Source organism: Enterobacter sp. 198 (genome assembly GCF_009025585.1).
GTDB lineage: Bacteria > Pseudomonadota > Gammaproteobacteria > Enterobacterales > Enterobacteriaceae > Enterobacter > Enterobacter ludwigii.
On the sequence record NZ_WCIM01000030.1, the window covers coordinates 534,086 to 558,859 of the forward strand.

Below are 24,774 nucleotides of genomic sequence, written 5' to 3' on the forward strand. Positions count from 1 at the left end.
GTGTGTCAGTACTCGGTGGTTCTTGCTAAAGATTGATAAACCTGGCTGCTGTCCGGGCGGGGAGTGCTTCGCCAGTGGATCACGCCAGGGGTGGTGGCCAGCTCAAACGGCTCATCGTCGTGCGCGCGATTCAGAATTCGCGCGGCGCGCCAGGCCATCAGGCTGAGCTGGGGTTCGGCAATGCCAAGACGGTGCATCCCGGCATTCACGGCGAACAGGCGGTTGCTCTGCGGACCGTCCCATTCAAGGGTGAAATCATTGTTGATGCAGAAGGTTTCGTCGGCGTCCAGACGCAGGCGATGGGAGAGCGGTGCCAGAAACGCAGGCTGCACGGTGCGATAGCCGGTCGCGAAAATCACCACGTCGGTATCGAGTTGTTCACGGCCGCCGTCAAGGTGATGCTGTAACGTCAGGCGCTTACCGTTCTCCTGCTGCGCGATCGCGGTGACCGAGCGAGAGGGCAGCAGGTGTGCCCACGGTTTTTCCCGCAGCACTTCGAAGCGGTGATACATGGCGCGATAAATCGCCAGCAGAGACCCCGTGGTGATGCCGTCGGAGGTCATCTTCTGCTCGTGCAGCATCTGACGACGCGCCTCTTCGCCAAGCGTGGAGAAGCTGTCTACATATTCCGGCGTGAAATACTCGTTGGCGAAAGCCGCTTCATCCAGCGCGTTATAATTGTTGCGTCGGGAAACCCAGTTCAGGCTCAGTGGCTGACCCCACTCCCCGCGGAAGATATTCAGAAACAGATCCGCACCACTCTGACCTCCGCCGACGACGGTGACGCGCTTGCCCGCTAAGTCCGGCGTGCGCAGCATCATCTCGCTGGCGTGGAAGCAGCTGTCATCCTGCGCCGGAGCGCAGTCAGGCAGGTTAATCTGTTTGCCAATTCCCACGCAGACGTGACGCGCCAGGAAGCGATCGCGCTGAGTCACCACGTCGAACAGACCGTTTTTTTCATCAAAACTGACCTGCTGTACCTGCTGGCTGAAGGACAGGTTGGTGAGGTTTTCCGCGGCCCAGCACAGGTAATCGGCAAACTCTTCGCGAGAGACCGTACGCTGCTCGGTGGTCAAAAAACGATAGAACTTTTTACGCTGCACCAGATAGTTAAGAAAACTGTGGCGATTGGTGGGCTCCACGGCGCTCACCAGATCTTTCAGGAAGCTGGTTTGCATATGGCAGTCCGGCACCATCATGCCAGGGTGCCAGGAGAAATGCGGCTTGCGTTCAAGAAACAGCGAACTAAAACCGTCCAGTCCCTCAGCCAGTGCGGCGATGCTGAGGTTAAACGGGCCAATACCAATGCCGATGAAATCATACGTTTTCATTGCGCTGACTCCTGGGAGACCAGAAAAAGAGGGTTATCAAGATCGGTGACATAGTTCGGCAACATGCGGCTGCCGCCATCGTGTTCGGAGAAGGTCAGTTTGACCGGGTTGAGGATCACGCGAATAATTTGCGGCTTAAACAGATCAAACTTCGCAAAGCGTTCGGCGAGATCGGGATGCGCGGCCATATAGCGGCGCAATACCTCGGCCAGGATCTGGTAGAAACGGGTTTCGCTGACGCCGCTTTGCAGGGTAAGGCGTGAAATAAACCGCAGCACCGTGACAAAGTTACCGGTTTGCAGATCGTGAATGATGTAATCCGCACTCAGGCGCGCCGTGACGGACTTCACCTGTTCAGGCAGGCTTGCTGCCTGCGGGAAATCTTCATCCACCAGGCGCATGTCCCCCTGGAAATCTTTCAGCAGGATGCGTTGCGGGATGGCGTCTTTCATCACCAGCGTCACGTTCTGGCCGTGGGCGATAAGCGCCACGCCGTAGCGGCAGAGCAGGTGATAGAAGGGGATGACCGTCGCGTCAAAGAGCTTTTCCAGCCAGGCTTCAGCGGTCAAACCGGATTGGGCAATCCATGCGTCAATCAAGGGGCGTCCGGCGTTATCGCTCTCCATCAACGCAGCCATCAGCACCGCCTCTTCACCCCGCTGAAGATAACAGGACGGATTTTCGCGCCAGATAACCCCCAGCATCTCCTGATAACGGTAAGGTGCTTTCGGCAGTGCGGCGTAACCCGGGTGGGAAAGATACCCGGCCGCGGGCTCGCCAAGCACCTGCGCGCCACAGCGAATAAGCGTGGCATCGCTAGCGAACTGCTGCTGTAACCAGCGTGAGGCCAGCGGGCCAGCGGCAATGTACTTACCCGGAATACCGCGATAGCAGGAGGTGTTGTAAATGGTCAGCGGCAGCTTGATGTCAAACGGCGCGCGGCGGCTGGCATTGGTGAGGGTACGCAACGATTGCTGCGCCAGGTACTCGTCGCCAAACTCGCCCAGCTCAACCATTTCGCCGCGCGCGAGTTGCGCCAGGAAATGGACAGCAATCTTTTGTTGCCATTGCCACGGATGCAGCGGTACGGGCAGCCAGTTATCATCAAGATCCAGCGCCTGCCAGCGGGCATCAAACCGGGCGCGCTCGACGTTATCCATGGCGCTCGCCAGCAGAGTATTGATATCGCAATCAACATCGCTGCTCCAGACCAGGTGCGCACGTTGCACGGCGACCCAGTGCAGGCGAAAACGGCCACGGTATTCCGGAGCATACTGGCGTAGCGCATCCAGCCCCCAGCCGCGGCGTCCCTTGTTAAAGATAAACTTAGGATGGCCGCTCATCAGGCACTGTAATTCGTCCGGGTCGAGATGAATGAGCGCGTCAGCATCCAGCGTTTCGCGCGCCTGTAACAGCTGAATATCACCCCGCAGCGTGGCATAGAGATCTTCCAGATGCTCCGCGGTCTGCGCGTCGCTCATCTCCAGTACCGTCGCAAGCTGCAGCAGTGCAGTTTCTGCGTCCACTGCGACACCGCTGACGGTGGTCAGGCTCTCGGGGTCGATATGCAGCCAGCCCCAGATCCCGCGCGTGGCCTGGAACTGCCAGGTCTCCGCGCCCATGGTGATTTGCCAGCGATTGTCTGCAAGCTGCCGGGCGCTCAGGGTGCGTTCATATTCCAGCTCGGCGAGGATCTTCGCCACCATGTCGCGGTTCACTTTCTGCCAGTACACGCTCACAGTCCCACCTCGCTGAAGAAGCGGTGACGCTGGTTCATGATGAGGCGCGAGCGTTTATGCGGGAAGTCGAACTCTTTTACGGTTTCGAAACCGGCAGACGAAAGATGGCGGAACAGGCGCTGGTTGTCGAAACGCGGCTCGGCAACGATGCGTGTTGTGCGTGGCTCATCCAGCCACAGATAATGGCTCAGACCGCGCAGCCAGCTGCGGATATACTGCGCGCCGCGCCAGTTTTCTTCCCCAACCAGCATGTGCAGGCCGCGGTCAAACGGCTGCCAGCGATAGTGACGGCCAATACGGTCTTCCGCCGCCCAGTAAATTTCAAAGTAGCCGAACGGCTGGTCATCAAAGCAGCCGATAAGCGGATAACAATAGGTCGAGTCGAGCTGACGGCGCAGGTAATTTTCCTGCTCCGCCTGCGGGCCGGCCATCTCCCAGAAGGCGTTAACGCGCGGGGTGTTCATCCAGCGGGTGAAACGTTCGCCGTCCTGCGCCACATCGGCCACGCGGAAACTCAGGGTGCGTTTAATCTGCGGGTCGTAACGGCGATAGACTCCACCTTGCGGGCGGTGAGGGCGCAGCGGGAAGTAAAGCTGACGGCTTTCATCGAACTGCATGCCGCCGTGGTTCTGGGGCCGTTCTCCCTGCAGCCACAGAGGCAACTGCCAGAACGTTTCGCGCGCCAGATAATCCCCGCTGGCAAGCGTAAACAGCGCCTGCGCCTGCGGTTCATCCTGCCAGGCGGACCAGGGGAGCGTGACGCCGGTCAGTGCCGGCGCGGCGATAAACAGCTGATCCAGCGCGTCGACTAACCAACCTTCCGGGATACCACCCACGCGCTCAAGCACTGCGCTGCCGTCGAGACCTAACGTCAGGGGCAGAGTGTTCTCCGTTTCGGTGCAGCGAAAGCCATAGCCAGAATGGACGATATTCGCGTTTGCCATCACGCCTTCTCCTTGTAAAACGGGTTGCTAAAGTCGAAATAGATCACTGCCGGATCGGCGATGGTGTTTTCGTTGCGATCGTGCAGATAGCAGAAAAAGTTGCCTTTACAGTTCCAGGTTGGGCTGTCGAGCACGTAGTCGAGGCAGCGGGTCTGTTTCGCTGTTTTGCGTAATTCGGACAGTGCGTCACGCACCTGCGCCATCAGGCTCTCTTCGCTGTCGAAACCGGCGGCGGCGAGGGCGGCAGTCACGGCAAGCGTTGAGTTCAGCAGCAGGTAGTAGGGGAAGTAGCGCAGCAGCTGGCTTTCGCCAAAACGGTTTTCCACATCATGTTCACCCGCCTCTTTTAGCCATTCATCGGCCCCTTCGGTCCAGGCGCTGCCCTGGCAATCACGGTAGATCAGCCCGACGGGGAAATCTTGCTGCATCTCAACGAGGATATTTTGCTGGTGTGCCAGCAGAACCAGGCCGTAATCCGCTTCCGCGCTAAACAGCGGAAGTAAGACGCGATCGCAATACGCCTGCACCCAGCAGCGCGCAGCCCCGGCAAGGGGTAAATCCAGGCGCTGGCTCAGACGACGTACCGCCGCAACCAGCATACTGTCACCTCCGTCCGGTGCCGCCTGCGTCAGGCTCACCAGTACGTTGGTCTGGTTGTCTGGCGTCTCGAACAGCAGGTTCACGCGCAGGGCCATCAGGCTCTCTTCCTGGATGACGCCATTTTCATCACGCAGCCCCGCCCAGCCGTCTTCCTGCATAACACGCAGGGTCGGGTAGCGTGCCTGTAAGGTCTGCCAGCGCGCTGTCTTAGCCAGACGCGCCAGGCGCATACCGCGTTTAACCTCTTTCACCGACAGCGTGCGCACGGAGTTGGTCAGGCGCACGCTGAGGGAAAACTTGATCATGTCGCTGTTGGTTTCGCTGTACAGCGAGCGCGAGGAGCTGGTGGGCAGCCACTGTGCGCCCGCTTCGCCCAAATCCTGCAGGTCGCCGTTAGCCACAAGTCGCTGGCACCAGGCCTGACCCAGCAAATGCTCGGCCTGCCACGGATGCATCGGCAGCAGCCAGCAGGTATCGGTGAAGTGACCGAGGAGCTCAGGGGCGCTCTGCGCTGCGAAGCGCAGCAGGCGTTCGCGAAGAGAGACGGCCAGGCTGTCGCCGGCAATCAATTCACGCTTAACCGCAAACCAGCGCAGCGGGAAGCGGGAGGCAAAATCAGGCAAATAACGGCGCGCTTCACTTTCGTTAAACGGCTCGTGAGATTTGGGGGCCGGGTGAAACGCATGGCCCACCAGCAGCGCCTGTTCTGCTTGCGCAAAATTCAGCGGTTTGTCACGCAGGGTTGCCCAGTTGTGGCGCAAATCGATGGCCTGCCAGGTGTGGGCATGGCTTTCAAGGGCGCGTTGCTTAAAGCGAGCCAGCGTTTCGGTATCGAGTGAGCCTTTAACTGAAGGTTTTTCCAGAATTAAGTCAATCAGTTGCGCGAAAGTGACGGCGTCACCGCTGTCGCTGTCGCGCTGGATAAGCATCGCCGGAAAGTGATACTGATGATGCTGAGTCGGTGAGAAATAGCGTACCGGAACCCGAATGGCCTGGGTTGAAGAGAGCGGAATATGAATCTGCGATAGCTCATCCGCAACGGTAGCGGGGAGATAGCGCCAGTCCTTCGTTTCACGCAACAGGGCGTTCAAAAAACACTGGGCCGCAACGTCTGTACCGGCGGAGCGGGGCAGAGTACGCATAGGTGTACCTCATTCCATGATTGATAATAATTATCGTTATGATATGCATTCTGTTTACAGTCGCAACTATTTTTGCAATATTTGTTTTCATAAACTTCATGATTTCCACACATTTATTGACACTATGTTCACATTCTCATGCGCACTTACCCTGAAACACTGACGGAAAACCTCACCCCGAAAGCGAACTGGCCACTGGCGTTATGCGCCGGATTGTTAGGTATTGGGCAAAACGGGTTGCTGGTCATGCTGCCGCAACTGGTCACCCTGACCGGGTTATCGCTCTCCGTCTGGGCGGGGCTGTTAATGTTCGGCTCCATGCTCTTTTTACCCGCATCGCCCTGGTGGGGGCGTCAGAGCGAGCGACACGGCTGCAAGGTCGTGATGCAGGCCTCGCTAAGTGGCTATCTGGCAAGTTTCGTCGTGATGGCGCTGGTGGTCTGGGCGATGGCAAGCGGGATGATGAGTGCTGTCTGGGGGCTGGCGGGCCTGATCCTCTCGCGTACGCTGTACGGCCTGACCGTCTCAGGGCTGGTGCCCGCGGCTCAGACATGGGCCATCCAGCGCGCGGGGCTGGATAAACGCATGGCCGCGCTGGCGACCATAAGCTCCGGCCTCAGCTGCGGTCGTCTGCTGGGGCCGCCGCTGGCGGCGATGATGCTCAGCGTCAATCCGGTGGCTCCCCTCTGGTTGATGGCGATTGCACCGTTTATCGCTCTCCTGCTGGTCCTTCGAGAGGTCGCCGATCCGCCGCTGCCGCCTGTCGCGCATCAGGCGACGCGTGTGCAGGTTTCAATGCTGCCGTACCTTGTGCTGGCGTTGCTTTTGGCTGCACTGGTGAGCCTGATGCAGCTTGGCCTGTCACCGCATCTCAGCCCTCTGCTGGACGGTAACCCGCGAGAGGTGAGTCATCATGTCGCGCTGCTGCTGAGCCTGGCCGCGCTGGCAACGCTCGCTGCACAATTTCTGGTGGTCCGTCCGCAGCATTTCAGCCCGGTGACATTGCTCTGCCTGGCCGCGGTACTGATGGTGACGGGACTGGGGCTAATGTGTATTGCCGGTCTGGTGTTGTTCTACGTGGGGATTGTCATGACGTCGCTGGGAGCCGCCATGGCGACGCCGGGATACCAGCTGCTGCTGAATGAACGGCTGACCACCGGAAAAGGGGCGGGAGTGATTGCCACCAGCCACACGCTGGGCTACGGCCTGAGTGCGCTGCTGGTGCCTGCCGTCACGCGTTTATTCGGCGAGGTATTTTTAACGCAGGCCGCCTGGGTGATGGCGCTGATGTTTCTGGTGATGAGTCTATGGGTACGGGCGGTCAATCGTACCCATGTCGACCCGTCTTAATGGAGCTGGTGAGATGAATTGCCGGCAGGATCCTCATTTTGCCGCAGACGCAGGAGAGGGTCTTGCTGATAAAACTGACAGAACCGTTGCCACAGGGCCGGGAAACGGGGGGCGAAAAGCTCAGGTGCGCTAAAGAAATATTCTGACAGCACCGCAAAGCACTCCGCAGGATCGGTTGCCGCATAGGCATCGATGCTGGCGGCACTTTCGCCCACCAGATCTATCTCATCCTGGATATTATCCATTGCCGCATGCAGATCGTGTTCCCAACCTGCAACCTCACGAAGCGGGATCAGCGGTACACCGCTGGCGCGATCCCCGTTGCGGGTATCCAGCTTATGCGCCACTTCGTGAATGATCAGGTTAAAGCCGGATGCGTCGAACGAGTCCTGAATATCAAGCCAGTTCAGGATGATGGGCCCTTGCTGCCAGCTTTGCCCGGACTGCACCACCCGCTGGTTATGCACCAGGCCGAAATCGTCCTGCCATTCATCGTCCACCACGAACGGTGCAGGGTAGATGAGTACTTCATGGAAGCCATCCAGCCACTCAATACCGAGTTCCAGAACCGGCAGACAGAAAAGCAGGGCGATACGCGCGTTTTTCAGGGGATCCAGCTCGAAGCCCTGCAGCGGAACCAGACGTTTTTGCTGCAAAAAGCGATCCGCCAGTTGAACCAGTTTTGATTGTTCATCCGGCTGAAGATTAGCCAGAACAGGGATCGCCAGCGCTTCATCCCACGGCAGCGCCATATTTCGGCCAGCGTCATTCGTTTTCCAGGGCCACTTAATCATCGCTTTGCTCGCAAACTCGTCACTTGAACAAAAGGGGAAGGTAAGGTTCTGTTAAAATGCCAGACATTCGGTCATTGCTTCAATTCCAGCCTGGATAAACTATCACTTCGTACGTAACGGTGGATAGCGGTTTGCTGGTATCACCTTCATTTTGTGAACTCAGTCGAAGCCTAATCTTATGACACTTACCCCATTATGGTCAGCGTGAAAACCAAATCCTTAAGGGATTTCGGCGCTTCACCGGTTGCGGCAGGACAATAAGCCGCTATTATTTTTGACTTTCGTTCGTATTGCCAGACAGGACATTCAGACGCTATGCCCGTAAATTTTGACCTTAACGATCTTTATGCTTTCAGAGCGTTAGTGGAATACGGCAACTTTCGGGTTGCTGCTGAATCTATCTGTTTGTCCCCGTCAGCACTGAGCCGCAGGATTGAAAAACTGGAGGCGGCGCTGGGAGCGAAGCTGTTTGACCGGACCACCCGCCACGTGGCTCTGACACTCTACGGGCAGAACTTTGCTGAACGTTCAGCGCAGTTGCTCGATAACGTTGAGTCCATGCTGGCTGATATTGATAAAGTGAGTGAAGAGCGGACCGGGCTGATTACCGTCGCTACGGTACCGTCTGCGGCCTATTACTTTATGCCGGATGTCATTCGTCGCTTTCAGGCCCGTTATCCGCGTGTCCGGATTAAGCTCATCGACAGCAGCGCGGGGAATGTCATTGATGCGGTTGCCCGTAGCCAGGCGGATTTCGGGATCTGTTTCGCCGGGAGTTTGCCCTCTGAAATCGAGTTTTTCCCCCTTGTGGAAGATAGCTATGTCGCCGCGTGCAGGCGCGATCATCCGCTGGCAAAAAAGACTCACCTGACGTGGCAGGCGTTTTATCAGCAGGACTATATCATCCTCGACAAAACGTCAGGCAACCGTAACCTGCTCGACCGGATGCTGGGGGATATCGTGCCTGCGCGTCCCAGCGTTTGCGAAACGCGCCATGTGACCACGATGCTCGGTATGGTAGAGGCTGGCATCGGCATTGCTGCCGTGCCCGCCATGTCGATGCCGACGTCAGAGCACTCGCTACTGACGTCTGTCCCGCTCGTGGCGCCGGAGGTGAAACGCACTGTGGGGCTTATCCGACGCCGGGGGCGTATCCAGTCTTACATTGCGGCTGAACTGGAAAAACACATTACTGTGCAGTACCGCGGGACGTGACGGGGCTCATCCCCGTGTCGCGAATCACGGCGCTGGACTGTGTCGAGGAAAGGTAATCCAGCAGCGCTTTCCCTTCGCCAGGATGGTCGGCGTGGCGGGTCACGGCGCCAGCAAAGCGGGTGATGTATTGCAGGTTGTCCGGGAGTTTGCCAATAAACGTCACTCCCGGAATCGGCAGCAGTTCGCTGACCTGCTGGAAACCTACCGCGTATTTCCCTTTCGCCACTTCTTCGGCGACGGGAATGCGCTCAACCTTCGTTGCTTTACCCATCACCTCTTTTTCAATCCCCAGCGTTTTGAACAGCGTCTGGCTGACGTATCTGCCGCTGGCGCTGTCGGAGTAGGCGATGGACTCCGCCTGAAGCAGCGTATGGCGAAGTTTCGCCTCGTTACTGATATCCGGGACGTCAGCGCCTTTTTTTACCACCATACCGACAGGGGAGTCCGCAAGTTCCGTGCGCGAGCCTGGTTGAGTCAGGTTGTCCTTTTCAAGTGTTGCCAGCGCATCGCCCACCATGATCACCACGTCGGCTTTTTCCCCGCGCGCAAGCCGGTTAGGAATTGCCTGCGGAGTCGTTCCCATAGACGGGCCGGGAATGAGCACAATGTTATCGCCGGTCTGGCGTTCATATTCCGGTGCCAGCTTTTCAAGGGCGGCTTTAAAACCGCCTGAGATCATGACCGTCACCTCTTTCGCTGAGGCACTGAAGCTCAGGACGGTCAGTATCAACGCGCCGGTGGTCAGTCGAGGAATCAGTCTCATGCCGCCCCCTCTGATTTCACGGTATTTTGCAGCGTCACTGCACGACGACGGTACAGGTAAAGTGTTGCCAGCAGGGCGCACACCGCGGCGAAACTCATCCAGTAGCCGGGAGAGGCTTTATCCCCGGTATATTCTATCAGCGCGGTAGACATTACCGGCGTGAACCCCCCAAATACCGCCGTTGCCAGACTGTAGGCCAGAGAGAACCCCGCCACGCGAACTTCAGAAGGCATGATCTCTGTGAGCGCCGGGATCATCGCACCGTTGTACAGGCCATAGAGGAAAGAGAGCCACAGCAGGACGCTCAGCATCATTGAGAAACTCGGTGCCTGCGCCAGCAGCGTCAGTGCGGGGTAGCTCGTCGCCAGAGCCAGCAGCGTCATGGCGATAAGCACCGGTTTACGCCCAAAGCGGTCCGACAGCGCACCGCCTACTGGCAGCCAGATAAAGTTGGAAATTGCCACCAGAAGCGTGACCAGCAGGCTGTCCGAAGCGCTGAGCATCAGCACTTTTTTCCCGAAAGTCGGCGCGTAAACGGTGATCAGATAAAAGGCCGTGGTGGTCATTGCCACCATCAGCATGCCGGCAATGACCACCTGCCAGTTACCGAGCAGGGTTTTAAAGACCTGATGCATCTCCAGATGATGGCGGCGTGCGTTGAACTCCTCTGTCTCCTCCAGCTTGCGGCGCAGGAAAAAGATAAACGGTACGATTAAACAGCCGACCAGGAACGGGATACGCCAGCCCCATTCACGAATGGCGCTCTCTGCCATCAGCGCATTCAGCGCAAACCCCATGGCTGCCGCAACCATAATCGCGACCTGCTGGCTGCCGGACTGCCAGCTGGTGTAAAAGCCTTTGCGGCCGGGCGTGGCAATTTCAGCCAGATAGACCGATACGCCACCCAGCTCCGCTCCGGCAGAAAACCCCTGCAACAGTCGGCCAGTCAGAACCAGTAACGGTGCCCACAGACCTATGCTGTGATAAGACGGAATAAGCACGATCAGGAAGGTACCCGCCGCCATAATCGACAGGGTCACGATGAGTCCTTTTCTGCGTCCAACCTTGTCGATATAGGCACCCAGTACGATTGCCCCGATAGGGCGCATTAAAAATCCTGCGCCAAAGACGGCAAACGTCATCATCAGGGAAGCAAATTCACTGCTCGCCGGGAAAAAGGTGTGCGCGATGTAGGTCGCATAAAAGCCGAAGAGAAAGAAGTCGAATTGCTCGAGAAAGTTGCCGGACGTCACGCGAAGTATCGCGCCCGCTTTCGAGCGAACGGTTGCAGGTGAGGTTGAGGAAAACATGGTTATCTCCAGTTTATTGTTGACGTTTTGCTCGTCTGTTTCTGAAAACTGGATCAAGAACCCCAAATTTATAAGCGCAATTAATACATGGACTGATGCATTTAACGCATCAATAGCGCGTGGTCGATCGGGAGTGATTGTCGTAACAATAACTTAACAATTAATTGATTTTTTATTCACCAGTTTGGGTAAGTCACTGATATTGCCGTTTTGTGACATCGCGCAGAGGCACCCTTGTTTGCAGCGAAGACAAAAGCCAGGCGATGCCTGGCTGTTAACTATCACTTACCGCAACGCGTTGGCAATCGCACTGAACATCAGTGAGGCTTCCAGCGGCTGTGCGCTAAACGACGGTTCGGCCTGCGGCCAGGTGGACCACTGAACGATCACCAGATTTTCCGCCTGGTTTACCATGATCATCTGCCCAAAGATCCCCAGCGCCCAGAGCGAGCCTTTCAGCGACTCATTCGCCGCGGGCGCCACCTTCGTGGCCGTGACGGGCACTTCGTTGTTCCACCACTGATAGCCGTACAAGCCGGTCGGGTGTGCGTCAGAGACAGATCCATCAGCCTGCGTCCAGCGTGAGGCGTCTTTCACCCAGTTGTCAGGCAGGATCTGTTTGCCATTCGGTAGTGTGCCGTTATGCAGGATAAACTCCCCGAAGCGTCCCCAGTCTTCCAGCGTGGCGTTAAAGCCATGCGCGCCGACATCATGCTGACCTTTACGGTAGGCATGCCATACACCGTCGCTCGCCATGCCGTACGGCTGCCAGATGCTCTTCTCAAGATAGGCGGCCAGGGTCATGCCCGTTGCACGCTCAAGCACGTCACCCAACAGCCAGGCGCCACCGGAGGAGTAAGACCAGTGCTGGCCTGCCGGGTGTTCGCGTTTCAGCCCGGACACCAGCTTACGCACGCAGTCATAGGTGCCTGGTTTCGCTTCACACTCGGTGAGCTGTGCGAAATCGGAGGCGGGATTAGTGTAGTCTTCGTTCCATGCCACGCCGGAGGTGTGGGTGATCAGCTGTTTTAACGTCACGCCGTCCCAGGCGGTGCCTTTCAGGTCTGGCTCGTATTGCGTGACAAGGTCGTCGAGTGAGCGAATTTTTCCCTCTTTGAGAGCCACGCCAACCAGCGTTGAGACCACGGATTTCCCGACCGAACGGGAGGTCCAGAGCGTCGTATCCGTATTGCCTTCGCCGAGATATTTCCACGCGATTTTGCCGTCTTTCAGTACCAGCATGCCGCTCACGTTCTGACGTTTCAGGTAGTCCTGCAGGTTATAGGTCTTGCCATTGACCTGATAGCGGGCGTCAGTGAGCGGTTTCTCTGCGCTGGGCAGCGGCGTGGCGTTGCCGTGATGGAACACATCTCCCGCGTAGTTGCGGTAGTCATTTCGAAAGCCGACCACGCGATCCGCCTGGCTCCAGGTGAGCATCTTGTGCGTGTCAGGAAGTTGTTTGTCGAACGGAGCAGGGCAGGTGTTCAGGTCAGTACCGTCGCAGGCAGCCAGTGCGACAGGCGCAAACAGACCGCTGCACAGGCTAATTACAACGCCCGCCAGCAGCGTGCGGTTCAGTGAAGGACAATTCATCATTTTTCTCGCTGTGATTAGGAACGCCTTCAGTTTAAGAACCCGCGACTTATAATAAAAAACGCGTAATGGGGGAAATTCCCCCCGAAAACTGAATGGAGAGTGGCGTGTCGACGGTAATTTATTCCTTTGCCCAACTGGAAGCGTTTACCGCCGTGGTGGAATACGGTGGCCTGGCAAAAGCGGCGATGAAGCTCGGGAAAGATCGTACGACGCTGCGCGACCTGATTGATTTTCTCGAAGATGGATTAGGGTACAGGCTGTTTGTGCGTGAAGGACGCACGCTGCGTCTGACCCCTGAGGGCGAGCAGCTGCAGCGGCAGGCGCACCTGCTGATGCGCCAGGTGAAAGCCTTTGAGGCATTTGCCAGCGCGGTACCGGAGCGTGCTACGCAGGACATCACGCTGGTTTACGATCCCTTTACCTCAAGGCCATTTTTGCAGGCGCTGATTGGCGAGATGGCGAAGCGACATTTACGTCTGAGCCTGGTCAGCGCCTCCCGGGATGAGGCGGAAGCGATGCTGGCCAGCGGGCAGGCGGATCTGGGCATTTGCCAGGCACGTAATCGCAGTGTGGGTAATGAAATGGAGTGGCGGGCGCTCGGGGCGATCGATATGGATTTCTACGCCTGCAACACGCTATTCGCTGAAGCCACGCAGCCGCTGTCGCTGCTTGAGTTGTCGCTGGTGCCGCAGGTGATTATGCACGCCGCCTCGGATGAGCCGGTGGCACGTCGTCTGCAGATTTCGGGGCACACCCTTTTCACCAATGAGCTGGAGATGTTGCGGGGCCTGCTGGAGCAGGGATGCGGCTGGGGATTCTTACCGACGCATTTCCAGCCGACCGGGTGGAAAAAGGTAAAAAGGCTGCACACCGAAGTGGGCAGCCAGGGGATAAGTCAGACGATGGTGACCATCTGGAAGCCGGGAAGCGACAAGCGAGAGAGGATCGCTGAAACGCTGTCGCTGTTACCGGCGTTGTGGAAAAACTCAGCGCTGTGAACACCCATTGCACTGCTGATTCTGGATCTGCTGGAAGAAGTCGTTACCCTTGTCATCCACCAGGATAAACGCCGGGAAGTTTTCCACTTCGATTTTCCAGATGGCTTCCATACCCAGTTCAGGATAGGCCACGCACTCCAGACGCTTGATGCTGTTTTGTGCCAGTACCGCCGCCGGGCCGCCGATGCTGCCGAGGTAGAAACCGCCGTGCTTATGACAGGCATCGGTCACCTGCTGGCTACGGTTGCCTTTCGCCAGCATGATCATGCTCGCACCGTGAGACTGCAGCAGGTCGACGTACGAATCCATCCGTCCAGCCGTGGTTGGGCCGAGAGAGCCTGATGCATAGCCTTCCGGAGTCTTGGCCGGGCCTGCGTAGTAGATTGGATGGTCTTTGACGTACTGCGGCAGTTCTTCACCGTTGTCGAGCAGCTCTTTCAGCTTCGCGTGGGCAATGTCGCGCGCCACGATGATGGTGCCGTTCAGCGACAGGCGGGTAGAGACCGGATGAGCAGAAAGCTGGGCCAGGATCTCCTTCATCGGCTTATTCAGATTGATGCTGACCACGTCGCCTTCACCCTGTTGACGCAGGGATTCTGGAATATACTGGCCCGGATTGTGCTCCAGTTTTTCAATCCAGATACCGTCGCGGTTGATTTTGGCTTTGATGTTGCGGTCAGCGGAGCAGGAGACGCCCATGCCAATGGGGCAGGAGGCACCGTGGCGCGGCAGACGGATCACGCGAATATCATGGGCGAAGTATTTCCCGCCAAACTGCGCGCCCAGGCCAAGGTTCTGTGCTTCCTGAAGCAGTTCCTGTTCGAGCTGAACATCACGGAACGCCTGACCGTGTTCGTTGCCTTCGGTGGGCAGCGCGTCGTAATAGCGCGTTGAGGCGAGCTTAACGGTTTTCAGCGTCGCTTCAGCCGAGGTTCCCCCAATCACGAAGGCAATATGGTAAGGCGGGCAGGCCGCGGTACCCAGGGTACGCATTTTCTCAACCAGATAGTTTTTCAGTTTCGCCGGGGTAATCAGCGCTTTGGTTTCCTGATAGAGATAGGTTTTATTCGCGGAACCGCCGCCTTTTGCCATGCACAGGAATTTATACTCGTCCCCGTCGACGCTGTAGAGATCGATCTGCGCAGGCAGGTTAGTGCCGGTATTGACCTCTTTATACATATCCAGCGCGGCATTCTGGGAATAACGCAGGTTATCTTCGATGTAGGTGTTATAGACACCCTGACTCAGCGCGGCTTCGTCACCGCCACCGGTCCAGACGCGCTGGCCTTTTTTACCCATGATGATCGCCGTGCCGGTATCCTGGCAGGTGGGCAGCACGCCTTTGGCCGCAATTTCAGAGTTGCGCAGGAACTGCAGGGCAACGTATTTATCATTTTCGCTGGCTTGTGGGTCGTTAAGAATAGCGGCAACCTGTTTCTGATGCGAAGGGCGCAGCATAAAGGCGGCATCGTGGAAGGCCTGCTGTGCCAGCAGCGTCAGCGCTTCGGGTTCCACTTTCAGGATCTCCTGACCCTCAAATTCGGCAACAGAGACGTGTTCTTTGGTCAGCAGATAGTATTCGGTATCGTCGTGTGCGAGAGGGAAGGGGTTCTGGTAGTAAAACGGTTTGTTTGACATAGCGTATTGCTCCAAAAAAATAAAACCGCCGGAGAGGTAGCCCGGCGGTCAGGGATCAGAACATCATGGACATCCACGGATAACCAATCAGCAGCAGGGCCGCCAGGAAGATGGCACCAAAGATGGTGCCGAGGCGCCAGTAGTCTTTGGTTGGCAGGTAGCCGCTACCGTAGTAGATAGGGCTAGGGCCGGTACCGTAAGGGGTGATAATCCCCATGACACCCAGGGAGGTCACCATCAGCAGGACGAACACCTCCATATTCATGCCCGGAATGGTAGAGGCGATGGTCAGCATCGCTGGCAGCAGCGCCGTTGTGTGTGCGGTGGTGCTGGCAAACAGGTAGTGCAGCAGGTAGAACGCCAGCAGCAGTACGATGGTGGCAACACCCGGCGAGATACCGCTCATCAGCAGACCACCTTCTTTACCCAGCCAGCTAATGAAGCCCGTGGAGGAGAGGCCATCCGCCAGCGCAACCAGGGTGGCGAACCAGACGAAGGTGTTCCAGGCGGCTTTATTCCCGGTGATATCGTTCCACTCCAGCACCCCGGTCCACAGCATCAGACCCACGATTAACAGTGCAGCCATTGCCGGTTCAATCCACGCGGCGGCGAAGATCCACATCAGCAGCGCGCAGCAGACGAAAATCAGCAGCAGGATTTCGTTACGGGACAGTTTGCCCAGTTTTTCCAGTTCACGGGTCGCCCACAGTGGCACTTCGTTGTTCACTTTAACTTCAGGCGGGTAGAACCAGTAGGCCAGCAGCGGCATGGTCAGAATCAGCAGCACGCCCAGCGGCAGGAATGCGATAAACCAGGTGCCCCAGGAGATGTCGATCCCCACGGTGCTTTTCACCAGCGCCAGCGCCAGCAGGTTCGGCGCGAGGGCAGACAGGAACATTGAGCTGGTAATACAGGCCGCGGTGATCGCCACCCACATCAGGTAAGAACCAATTTTACGCGCGCTTGGATCGTTTGGTTTCGAACCATACAGCGGCGGCAGGTTAGCGATAATCGGATAGATGGTCCCGCCGCTACGCGCGGTGTTGGAAGGTGTAAACGGTGCCAGCAGCAGGTCCGCGAAGGTGATAGCGTAACCGAGCGTCAGGCTGCGACGACCCAGATATTTCACCAGAATCAGTGCCAGACGGCGGCCGAAGCGGGTTTTGTCATAGCCTGCGGCAAACATGAAGGCACCGAAAATCAGCCATACGGTAGAGTTACCAAAACCGCTCACGGCCCATTTAAAGGAGGCACCCGCCAGTTTGAATTTCGGGTCGGCCAGCTGTTCCGGGCTGAACAACACCCACTGGCTGCAGAGCGCAATCGCCACGACGCCGGTCAGGCCAATGACCGCGCCTGGCAGCGGTTCGAAGATCAAACCGACAATCACGCCGACAAAGATAGCGAAGTAGTGCCACGCGTAAGGAGGAAGCCCTTCCGGGACCGGAACAAACAGTAACAGCACGGCAACGACAACGGGCAATGCCATCATTAGCAGACGTTTTGCCTTTCCGTTGGATGCGTGACTCGCCACAGGGGGCGTTACAGCAGTTTTTGTATTCATAGTTTCGCGTCTTAAGTTGTCAGGAATTCGGTTATGCGCTGAAATATTCATTTGCTTTCTTTAGTTTGCTTTTATTTTATTTAGTTACTAAAGGTGCGCATTTGCTATTTCAGCAATAGCGATTTAACGCATTTTTGATGCGCTAAATTAAAAATTGATGATATTTATATATTGCGCCTTTGACTGTCTCGATGCTTGATCGCGATCAAAAAAATAGAGTTGCGGTGGTGTTTTTGTTCAGTTGATAATAACCACTCTGGCGTATGTGGGTATTATTTATTTTGATATGGATTTTACTCAATGTTGTTAACATTTCAAATAACCATTTTCATATAACTCTTTGTTTTTAATGGTTTGTTTTTGTCTCTTGGGATCGTGAAAAGGTCATTGATACGTTAACAGTGTTTAAAGGATTGTGAATGGAGTAATTAATATTGCTAACACCAATGTGTTATTAATGTTATTGAAGAGATTAAATAGTTTTTTAACTAACGTAATAGGTTTGGAAACTAAAAAAATCATTATATTAGTATTATGACATCGGAATAAAAAATCGAAATAAAACTGAGCCCGATAACGAATTCTTAATTTTAAAGTTTGGAGTTTCTATTATGAGCACTAACGAACGTATTCTAAGCCCCTTCACATTACCGAATGGTACCGAACTGAAAAACCGTTTGTTAATGGCCCCTATGACGACCTGTACCGGTTATTACGACGGTACGGTGACCAGCGAGCTGGTTGAGTACTATCGCGCCCGCTCAGGCAGTATTGGTACCATTATTGTTGAGTGCTGCTTTGTTGACGATCTCGGTCTCGCCTTCCCGGGTGCGATTGGCATTGATAACGACGAGAAAATCGCCGGGCTGGCGAAGATCGCTGAGGCGATTAAGTCCAAAGGATCTAAAGCGCTGCTGCAGATCTACCACGGCGGCCGCATGGTTGATCCGAAACTGATCGGTGGCCGCACGCCGGTGGGGCCAAGTGCCGTTGCCGCGCCACGTGACGGCGCCGCCACGCCGGTTGCCCTGACGGGAGAAGAAGTCGAAGGGATGATTGGTAAGTTCGGTGAAGCAGTACGCCGTGCGATTCAGGCGGGTTTCGATGGCGTTGAAATCCATGGGGCCAACACCTATTTGATTCAGCAGTTCTACTCTCCAAACTCTAACCAGCGTGACGACGAGTGGGGTGGCAGCCGCGATAACCGCGCGAAATTCCCGCTGGCCGTGCTCGACATCACCCATAAAATGGTGCGCCAGTACGCCGATGACGCCTTTATCATCGGCTATCGCTTCTCCCCTGAAGAGCTGGAAGAGCCGGGCATCCGCTTTGAAGACACCATGTACCTGCTGGAAAAGCTGGCCGCGCGCGGTGTGGATTATCTGCACTTCTCCGTTGGCGCAACCCTGCGTCCTTCTATTGTCGACACGCAGGATCCGACCCCGCTTATCGAAAAATACCGCGCAATGCGTTCTGACACGCTGGCGCAGGTGCCGGTCATGGGCGTCGGTGGCGTGGTCAATGCCGCGGATGCGAACGAGGCGCTGGAACATGGCTACGATCTTATCGCCGTAGGCCGCGCCACCATCGCCTATCCAGACTGGACAGACCGCATCGCGGCGGGAGAAACGCTGGAACTGTTTATGGACAGCACCCGACGCGAAGCGCTAAGCATCCCTGAGCCGCTGTGGCGTTTCTCGCTGGTGGAGGCGATGATCCGCGATATGAGCATGGGTGAATCGAAATTTAAACCGGGCATGTTTATTGAGAATGTTCGGGACGATAGCAACGAACTGGTGATTAACGTCAGCCTGGAGACCGACCGCATCGCCGACATTGAACTGGCTTCTGGCCCGACCCAGGACGTTGAGTTTGTCACCAGCTTCGAAGAGATCCGCACCCGTATTCTGGATGCAAACACCCCGCACGTGGATGCCATTACCGGTGCAACCAGCCAGAGTGAAGCGGTCAAAAAAGCGGTGTCCAAAGCCATGCTGAAATCCAGCAAAGCGCTGGCAGCCGAAGAGGGTGTCGACCCGAACGAGACCCGAAGCGTTGACGTTGTGGTGGTCGGTAGCGGTGGCGCGGGTCTGGCCGCAGCAATCCAGGCGCATGACGAAGGCGCAAGCGTGCTGATTGTTGAGAAAATGCCCTCCATCGGCGGTAACACCATTAAAGCGTCTGCGGGGATGAACGCCGCGGAAACACGCTTCCAGCGGGTGAAAGGAATTCAGGACAGCAAAGAGCTGTTCTATCAGGAAAGCCTGAAAGGCGGTAAAAACAAGAACAACCCGGAACTGTTGCGCCGCTTTGTGGAAAATGCCCCGCAGGCGATCGAGTGGCTGGCGACCCGCGGCATTATGCTCAACGACATCACCACCACCGGCGGGATGAGCATCGACCGTACTCACCGTCCAAAAGACGGTTCTGCGGTGGGCGGCTATCTGATTAGCGGCCTGGTGCGTAACGTCAACAAACGCAACATCGAGGTCATGCTCGATACGTCGGTTAGCGACATTCTCTTCGAGAACGGCGAAGTCACTGGCGTACGTCTGACCACGGAAGAAAACGAAACCCTTACCGTAGCAACCAAAAGCGTCATTGTGGCTACCGGTGGTTTCAGCGCCAATAGCCAGATGGTGGTGAAGTACCGTCCTGACCTGGAAGGTTTCGTGACCACCAACCACAAAGGGGCGACAGGGGGCGGTATCGCGCTGCTGGAGCGTATTGGCGCCGGTACGGTCGATATGGGGGAAATCCAGATCCACCCAACCGTTGAGCAGAAAACCTCGTACCTGATTTCCGAATCCATCCGCGGTGGCGGGGCGATTCTGGTGAACCAGCAGGGGAACCGTTTCTTCAACGAGATGGAAACCCGCGATAAAGTCTCTGCACAAATTATCGCCCTGCCGGAGAAATACGCTTACATCGTCTTTGATGAGCATGTCCGCGCCAAAAACAAAGCGGCAGATGAGTACATCGCCAAAGGGTTTGTCACCAGCGCCAGCTCACCTAAAGCGCTGGCTGAAGCCCTGGGTATGGATTATCACGCCTTCCTGGCGACCCTGGAGCGTTACAACGGCTTTGTTGAAAAACAGCACGATGACGATTTTGGCCGTACGACCGCGCTGCGTGCACCAATTAACGAAGGGCCATTCTATGCCATTCAGATTGCGCCGGGCGTGCACCACACCATGGGCGGTGTGACCATTAACACCGAAACCTGTGTACTGGACAGCAACCACAACGTGCTGCCAGGGGCATTTGCGGCCGGTGAAGTGGTCGGTGGTATCCACGGTGGTAACCGCATCGGGGGTAACGCGGTGGCAGATATCATTATTTTTGGTACGCTTGCCGGACATCAGGCGGCGATGCGCGCGAAAAGGGCGTAAGTCAGCCGTAAGGGTATGCCGGATACGCGCCGTGTATCCGGCATTTCAACCAGGGAGCTTGCACCATGTCTTCTGACCACCGCGTCTACAGTTACTCCGCCGTTCTGATGGGATCGCCCATTCTCCTGAAGCTTTTCTCTCATGATGAAGCCCTCGCTTCTCGCGTTTTTAGACTGATTAAACAGTATGAAGACCTGCTGACCGTCAACCGTGCCAGCTCGCAGGTGATGGATATCAACCATGCTGCCGGTCTGCATCCTGTCACCGTCAGTCGCCCGGTTTTTGAGCTTATCCGCTGTGCGAAAGCGGCAAGCCAGCTCAAGGACAGCGCATTTAACCTGGCCATCGGCCCGCTGGTGAAACGCTGGAAAATCGGTTTTCGGGGAGATAGCGTTCCGCCTGCCGATGAAATCGCGTCGTTGCTCGCCATTACCCATCCTGAGGATGTGGTCCTTGATGAGGCCAGCAGCAGCGTCTTCCTGACCCGGGCGGGCATGGAGATTGATCTGGGGGCTATCGCCAAAGGCTATATCGCCGACAGAGTGCGCGATTACCTGCGTAAAGAGGGCGCTCAACTGGGGCTTATTAATCTTGGCGGTAATATCCAGACGCTGGGTTCACCGGAGGGGGGCTGGGGCGTGGGGCTCAAAAAACCGTTCGCCGGGGAGGCGCTGATCGGTACGATGACCGTAGAGAACATGTCGGTGGTGACATCGGGTACCTACGAACGCTTTTTTGAGCAAAACGGCAGGCGTTATCACCACATACTTGACCCGCGCACCGGCTATCCGCTGGATAACGAACTGGACAGCGTCACCATCATTTCGAAAAACTCCATTGATGGTGATATCTGGACCACGCTGATGTACGGCATGGGCGTCAGTAAAGGCTGTTCAGCGCTGCGTGCACGACCCGACATTGAAGCAATCTTCGTGACCAAAACAAAAGAAGTGGTGCTCTCTTCAGCGCACCACTTCCGCTTTACCTTGCTGGATAACAGCTACCGCGTTACTGACAGTACTGCTTGAGCAGTGCCGTCTGCTCGGGCTGCAGGCGATAGCGATACACCGGCCGCCCGGTGGCACCGTAGTGAATGCTGGTGAACAGGATGTTGATTTGCGCCAGCCAGATCAGGTATTTGCGACAGGACACGCGCGAGATATTAACCGCGTTTGCCAGATCATCGGTGGAAAACTCCGTCTCCGGGTGCGCATCAATCCACTGACAAATCGTACGCAGCGTTTGCGGCGTTAACCCTTTCGGCAGTTTTTTACTGTCCGCCAGTTCCGGCGCACCGCCGTGGATCAATCTGTCGACGTCGGCCTGCTCATAGTACTGATGCGATCCCATCAGGCTGTGCTTTGCCTTCCAGCCGTTCAGCGCCTCTTCAAAACGCGGGAACTGGAACGGTTTAATCAGATAATCCACCACACCGTAATGGATGGAGGTCTGGATGGTGGCGGCATCGGCGGCGGAGGAGATCATAATGACATCGATCGGCCGGCCTGAGGCACGGATGACGGGAAGGAGATCCAGCCCGTTATCCTGCTGCATATAGACATCCAGCAGCACCAGATCGACAGGCTGGCTGGGGTCGTTAATGATAGCCCTGGCCTGGTTGAGCGTGGAGGCGACGCCGCAGCAGCTAAAGCCTTCAACACGGTTGACATACAGACGGTTGAGGTCGGCCACCATGGCGTCATCATCGACAATTAACACATTTATCACGCGATATTCCTCTCGCTATCCCAGGGGATGTGAACAAAAAATTGGGTAAATACGCCAGGCTCAGACTCGACGGTAATGTCTCCGCCCAGGTTCTGGATCTGCTGACGAGCAAGGAACAGCCCAACGCCGCGATTTTCGCCTTTGGTTGAGAAGCCCTTTGTAAAAACAGCCTCGAGCTGAGCCGGATCAATACCGGGGCCATCGTCGCTGACTTCGCAACTGAGCCAGCCATTCTGATAATGTAGCAGCAGGCCAATTTCGCCTTCCTGCTGTCCTTCCATCGCGTCGAGCGCGTTTTCAATGAGGTTACCCAGCACGGTAATCAGCACCGCAACCTGCTCTTCGTTGGCGGTATCCGGTATCTGGCACTCATCGGCCAGCGTCAGGGCGATCCCTGCTTCCTTAGCCCGGTTGATTTTACCCAGCAGGAACCCGGCTATCACCGGAGATTTAACTTTGCTCTGAATGGTACCAATATCGGTCTGATAATTATGCGCCGTCTGGATGATGTACTCTTCAAGTTTGTCGTAGCGCTTCATATGCAGCAGACCGAGGATCACGTGCAGTTTATTCATAAACTCGTGCGTATGGGAGCGCAGGGCATCGACATAATTGACCATGCCATCAATACGCTGCATCAGCTGGCTGATTTCCGTTTTATCGCGAAAAGTGGTGATGGCACCAATAACCCGCTCCTGGCTTTTAACAGGCACCATGTTGCACAGCAAGAGTCGCCCGTTGCAGCTGATCTCCTGATCCTTGCGTGCAATGCCACTCTTCGAGACTTCCCGCAGGCTTGCCAGCAGGGGAGCACTGGCATTTTCGGTCTGTTTGCCGGAAGGCAGAAGCAATATTTCTCTGGCGGTGTGGTTAATCATCGTCACCCGGCCCTGAATATCCACGGCCAGTACCCCTTCGCGAAGCGACTGCAGCATCGCCTGCCGCTGTTCGAACAGCGCAGAGATCTCATACGGCTCAAGGCCGAACAGGATACGTTTGAGCACGCGAACCAGACCCCAGATGGCCAGCGAGCTCATCAATATACTGAATAATATGGTCCAGACGGCGTTAAGCCGCCCACGGGCAATCTGATCTTCCACTTTTTTAAGGGAGATGCCGACCACCACTACGCCGATCTGCTCGTGCTGGCTATCAAAGACGGGAGTAAAGACGCGAAGCGCTTCCGCGAGGGCACCCCGGTTAACGGCGACATGCTCCTTTCCTTCCAGCGCGGGCGTCAGGTCATCGCCGATAAAGTGCAGACCTAGCAGGGCTTCGTTCGGGTGCGAGTAACGAATACCGCGCATGTCGGTGACGACGGTGAAGAGCAGGTCGTTGCGCCTGGTGACCGCCTGGGCGATGGGCTGAATAATATCCGCCTGGGGAGCCTGCATCAGACCGCGTTGAATTTCGGGACTGTCGGCCAGCGTTCGCGCGATCCCAAGGGCCGTATCCTTAACATCATCGCGGGTGGCACGGGTGATTTGGACGGAATAGAGCGCAAATACCAACAGCAGCACAGAACCGATAATCGCGCACACCATTAACGTGACCAGGGTGTTCAGTTTCATGGGGCGCTTGCGCGTCAGGGGGAAGGGCTGCAAATCGCTCATCAAAACTCCGCGATGATTAAGAAAGGGGTAATTATCGCCGATGACGCGCGTTTCTTAAAGCCATGTAAAGGCATGGATTCGGTCCTCTTTTCGTGACCCTCCTCGCAGGTCACCTGTCTAAAACACTTTATAGTGTAGGGGTACTCATAATAAGGAGGTTGTTTATGAGCATTACGCTTACCGGTTCGGTCAAGGAAAGACGGCACGCCAGCACGATGAATATCGATAGATTGTCCACGCTGGACATGCTGAAAGTCATTCACCAGGATGATGCCCTCATCTCCGCTGCAATAACCCCATGTTTAACAACGATCGCCCGCGTGGTGGATAACGCCGCTGCGACCCTGAGTCACGGTGGTCGTCTGGTCATTGTTGGCGCCGGCCCGTCAGGCCGTGTCGCGCAGCAGGCAGCCGATGAGTATGCCCCGGGAAAAACGCCAGTGATCGCCATAACGGCGGGAGAGGAGGCGGGCAGCTACGAGCGCGGTGTCGCCGACCTGCAGGCCATCAAATTTGGTGAACAGGATATGATGCTGGCGGTCACCGTCAGCGGCAAAACACCGTGGGTCTGGGGCGCGATGCGCCATGCGTGGTCGTTGGGTTCCCCGGTCGCGGCTATTACGGATGACGCGCAAAGTGAAGCCGCGCAGCTGGCGAGCATGGTGATTGCCCCGGAGCTCGGCGCGGACGCGATCGCGGGTTATATCAATACCAAAGCCGGGATCGCACAAAAAATGATCCTGACCATGATAACCACCGGCCTGGCGGTTCGAACCGGACGCGTGTTCAGCAACCTGCGCGTGGATCTGGACGCCAGCAACACCAAATGGTCTGAACGGCAAATTGCCATCGTCATGGAAGCGGGGGGATGCACCCGGTCAGCGGCGAAAGCCGCGCTGGAGAGCTGCAACCATAACTGTAAAACAGCGGTGCTGATGGTGCTGACAGGGCTGGATGCCTGGAAGGCGCATGAACTGCTGGCGCAGAATAACGGCTTTATTCGTCTGGCACTGCAGGAAGCTCCGTAACATTTCTCTGTTGAATAAAAAAAAGCCCG

General features: G+C 56.4%; 18 protein-coding genes. 6 read left to right on the forward strand and 12 right to left on the reverse strand.

Features of this window, described 5'->3' with window-relative positions:
* Nucleotides 1–5: 5 nt before the first annotated feature.
* The 4 genes from F8561_RS20675 to F8561_RS20690 are packed head-to-tail and all read right to left on the reverse strand — an operon-like array spanning nt 6 to nt 5,756.
* A complete protein-coding gene (locus F8561_RS20675) occupies nt 6–1,331 on the reverse strand; it encodes a lysine N(6)-hydroxylase/L-ornithine N(5)-oxygenase family protein (protein WP_151887856.1) in 1,326 nt (441 codons plus the stop codon).
* The gene (gene iucC, locus F8561_RS20680) at nt 1,328–3,070 is read right to left on the reverse strand and encodes an IucA/IucC family protein (RefSeq protein WP_151887857.1); all 1,743 of its coding nucleotides are present in this window, start codon (nt 3,068–3,070) and stop codon (nt 1,328–1,330) included. Before iucC ends, F8561_RS20675 begins: the two co-directional genes overlap by 4 nt.
* Nucleotides 3,067–4,014: a GNAT family N-acetyltransferase gene (locus F8561_RS20685; protein WP_151887858.1), complete on the reverse strand. Its 948-nt coding sequence runs from the start codon at nt 4,012–4,014 to the stop codon at nt 3,067–3,069. The genes iucC and F8561_RS20685 overlap by 4 nt, the downstream gene beginning before the upstream one ends.
* Nucleotides 4,014–5,756: an IucA/IucC family protein gene (locus F8561_RS20690; RefSeq protein WP_151887859.1), complete on the reverse strand. Its 1,743-nt coding sequence runs from the start codon at nt 5,754–5,756 to the stop codon at nt 4,014–4,016. The genes F8561_RS20685 and F8561_RS20690 overlap by 1 nt, the downstream gene beginning before the upstream one ends.
* Nucleotides 5,757–5,894: 138 nt before the next feature.
* Between F8561_RS20690 and F8561_RS20695 the strand changes: the two genes are divergently transcribed.
* Complete coding sequence (locus F8561_RS20695) at nt 5,895–7,106, forward strand: MFS transporter (RefSeq protein WP_151887860.1); 1,212 nt, start codon at nt 5,895–5,897, stop codon at nt 7,104–7,106.
* Here the strand turns inward: F8561_RS20695 and mtfA are convergent.
* Nucleotides 7,103–7,900: a DgsA anti-repressor MtfA gene (mtfA, locus tag F8561_RS20700; RefSeq protein WP_014170764.1), complete on the reverse strand. Its 798-nt coding sequence runs from the start codon at nt 7,898–7,900 to the stop codon at nt 7,103–7,105. The two genes, F8561_RS20695 and mtfA, sit on opposite strands and share 4 nt — an antisense overlap.
* Nucleotides 7,901–8,215: 315 nt before the next feature.
* On the opposite strand from mtfA, the gene F8561_RS20705 reads away from it, so the two are divergent.
* Nucleotides 8,216–9,115 (forward strand): LysR family transcriptional regulator, encoded by a 900-nt coding sequence (locus F8561_RS20705; RefSeq protein ID WP_151887861.1) that lies wholly within the window; start codon nt 8,216–8,218, stop codon nt 9,113–9,115.
* Here the strand turns inward: F8561_RS20705 and F8561_RS20710 are convergent.
* The 3 genes from F8561_RS20710 to F8561_RS20720 all read right to left on the reverse strand — a co-directional run bounded on the left by F8561_RS20710 (nt 9,090) and on the right by F8561_RS20720 (nt 12,781).
* Nucleotides 9,090–9,878: a substrate-binding domain-containing protein gene (locus F8561_RS20710; RefSeq protein ID WP_047744878.1), complete on the reverse strand. Its 789-nt coding sequence runs from the start codon at nt 9,876–9,878 to the stop codon at nt 9,090–9,092. The two genes, F8561_RS20705 and F8561_RS20710, sit on opposite strands and share 26 nt — an antisense overlap.
* On the reverse strand, nt 9,875–11,188 hold the full coding sequence (locus tag F8561_RS20715; RefSeq protein ID WP_032680672.1) for an MFS transporter: 1,314 nt from the start codon (nt 11,186–11,188) through the stop codon (nt 9,875–9,877). The genes F8561_RS20710 and F8561_RS20715 overlap by 4 nt, the downstream gene beginning before the upstream one ends.
* 285 nt (nt 11,189–11,473) lie before the next feature.
* Nucleotides 11,474–12,781 carry a serine hydrolase domain-containing protein gene (locus F8561_RS20720; protein ID WP_151887958.1) on the reverse strand — a complete coding sequence of 436 codons (1,308 nt, stop codon included), beginning with the start codon at nt 12,779–12,781 and terminating at the stop codon, nt 11,474–11,476.
* Nucleotides 12,782–12,876: 95 nt separating this feature from the next.
* Between F8561_RS20720 and F8561_RS20725 the strand changes: the two genes are divergently transcribed.
* Nucleotides 12,877–13,782 carry a LysR family transcriptional regulator gene (locus F8561_RS20725; protein WP_078774567.1) on the forward strand — a complete coding sequence of 302 codons (906 nt, stop codon included), beginning with the start codon at nt 12,877–12,879 and terminating at the stop codon, nt 13,780–13,782.
* On the opposite strand, the gene fumA is transcribed toward F8561_RS20725, so the two are convergent.
* Nucleotides 13,771–15,420 (reverse strand): class I fumarate hydratase FumA, encoded by a 1,650-nt coding sequence (gene fumA, locus F8561_RS20730; protein ID WP_025203790.1) that lies wholly within the window; start codon nt 15,418–15,420, stop codon nt 13,771–13,773. The genes F8561_RS20725 and fumA overlap by 12 nt on opposite strands.
* 55 nt (nt 15,421–15,475) lie before the next feature.
* Nucleotides 15,476–16,984 (reverse strand): anion permease, encoded by a 1,509-nt coding sequence (locus tag F8561_RS20735; RefSeq protein WP_073396077.1) that lies wholly within the window; start codon nt 16,982–16,984, stop codon nt 15,476–15,478.
* Nucleotides 16,985–17,595: 611 nt separating this feature from the next.
* On the opposite strand from F8561_RS20735, the gene F8561_RS20740 reads away from it, so the two are divergent.
* Nucleotides 17,596–20,376 (forward strand): flavocytochrome c, encoded by a 2,781-nt coding sequence (locus F8561_RS20740; RefSeq protein ID WP_014170755.1) that lies wholly within the window; start codon nt 17,596–17,598, stop codon nt 20,374–20,376.
* A 65-nt stretch (nt 20,377–20,441) separates the two neighbouring features.
* Entirely contained in the window at nt 20,442–21,404 is a 963-nt protein-coding gene (locus F8561_RS20745) for an FAD:protein FMN transferase (RefSeq protein ID WP_151887862.1), read from the forward strand.
* Here F8561_RS20745 and dcuR read toward each other — a convergent pair.
* Nucleotides 21,385–22,104, reverse strand: coding sequence for a two-component system response regulator DcuR (dcuR, locus tag F8561_RS20750; protein ID WP_014170753.1), 720 nt, complete (start codon nt 22,102–22,104; stop codon nt 21,385–21,387). The two genes, F8561_RS20745 and dcuR, sit on opposite strands and share 20 nt — an antisense overlap.
* Nucleotides 22,101–23,717 (reverse strand): sensor histidine kinase, encoded by a 1,617-nt coding sequence (locus F8561_RS20755; RefSeq protein ID WP_020883323.1) that lies wholly within the window; start codon nt 23,715–23,717, stop codon nt 22,101–22,103. The genes dcuR and F8561_RS20755 overlap by 4 nt, the downstream gene beginning before the upstream one ends.
* A 164-nt stretch (nt 23,718–23,881) precedes the next feature.
* On the opposite strand from F8561_RS20755, the gene F8561_RS20760 reads away from it, so the two are divergent.
* Nucleotides 23,882–24,745 carry an N-acetylmuramic acid 6-phosphate etherase gene (locus F8561_RS20760; protein WP_020883324.1) on the forward strand — a complete coding sequence of 288 codons (864 nt, stop codon included), beginning with the start codon at nt 23,882–23,884 and terminating at the stop codon, nt 24,743–24,745.
* Nucleotides 24,746–24,774: the final 29 nt, after the last annotated feature.

What these genes read in the sequence shown, in the direction of transcription:
- F8561_RS20675 (WP_151887856.1), bottom strand. Translation starts at nt 1,331, where the DNA reads ATGAAAACGTATGATTTCATCGGCATTGGTATTGGCCCGTTTAACCTC.
- F8561_RS20685 (WP_151887858.1), bottom strand. Translation starts at nt 4,014, where the DNA reads ATGGCAAACGCGAATATCGTCCATTCTGGCTATGGCTTTCGCTGCACC.
- F8561_RS20690 (WP_151887859.1), bottom strand. Translation starts at nt 5,756, where the DNA reads ATGCGTACTCTGCCCCGCTCCGCCGGTACAGACGTTGCGGCCCAGTGT.
- F8561_RS20695 (WP_151887860.1), top strand. Translation starts at nt 5,895, where the DNA reads ATGCGCACTTACCCTGAAACACTGACGGAAAACCTCACCCCGAAAGCG.
- mtfA (WP_014170764.1), bottom strand. Translation starts at nt 7,900, where the DNA reads ATGATTAAGTGGCCCTGGAAAACGAATGACGCTGGCCGAAATATGGCG.
- F8561_RS20705 (WP_151887861.1), top strand. Translation starts at nt 8,216, where the DNA reads ATGCCCGTAAATTTTGACCTTAACGATCTTTATGCTTTCAGAGCGTTA.
- F8561_RS20710 (WP_047744878.1), bottom strand. Translation starts at nt 9,878, where the DNA reads ATGAGACTGATTCCTCGACTGACCACCGGCGCGTTGATACTGACCGTC.
- F8561_RS20715 (WP_032680672.1), bottom strand. Translation starts at nt 11,188, where the DNA reads ATGTTTTCCTCAACCTCACCTGCAACCGTTCGCTCGAAAGCGGGCGCG.
- F8561_RS20720 (WP_151887958.1), bottom strand. Translation starts at nt 12,781, where the DNA reads ATGAATTGTCCTTCACTGAACCGCACGCTGCTGGCGGGCGTTGTAATT.
- F8561_RS20725 (WP_078774567.1), top strand. Translation starts at nt 12,877, where the DNA reads ATGGAGAGTGGCGTGTCGACGGTAATTTATTCCTTTGCCCAACTGGAA.
- fumA (WP_025203790.1), bottom strand. Translation starts at nt 15,420, where the DNA reads ATGTCAAACAAACCGTTTTACTACCAGAACCCCTTCCCTCTCGCACAC.
- F8561_RS20735 (WP_073396077.1), bottom strand. Translation starts at nt 16,984, where the DNA reads ATGAATACAAAAACTGCTGTAACGCCCCCTGTGGCGAGTCACGCATCC.
- F8561_RS20740 (WP_014170755.1), top strand. Translation starts at nt 17,596, where the DNA reads ATGAGCACTAACGAACGTATTCTAAGCCCCTTCACATTACCGAATGGT.
- F8561_RS20745 (WP_151887862.1), top strand. Translation starts at nt 20,442, where the DNA reads ATGTCTTCTGACCACCGCGTCTACAGTTACTCCGCCGTTCTGATGGGA.
- F8561_RS20755 (WP_020883323.1), bottom strand. Translation starts at nt 23,717, where the DNA reads ATGAGCGATTTGCAGCCCTTCCCCCTGACGCGCAAGCGCCCCATGAAA.
- F8561_RS20760 (WP_020883324.1), top strand. Translation starts at nt 23,882, where the DNA reads ATGAGCATTACGCTTACCGGTTCGGTCAAGGAAAGACGGCACGCCAGC.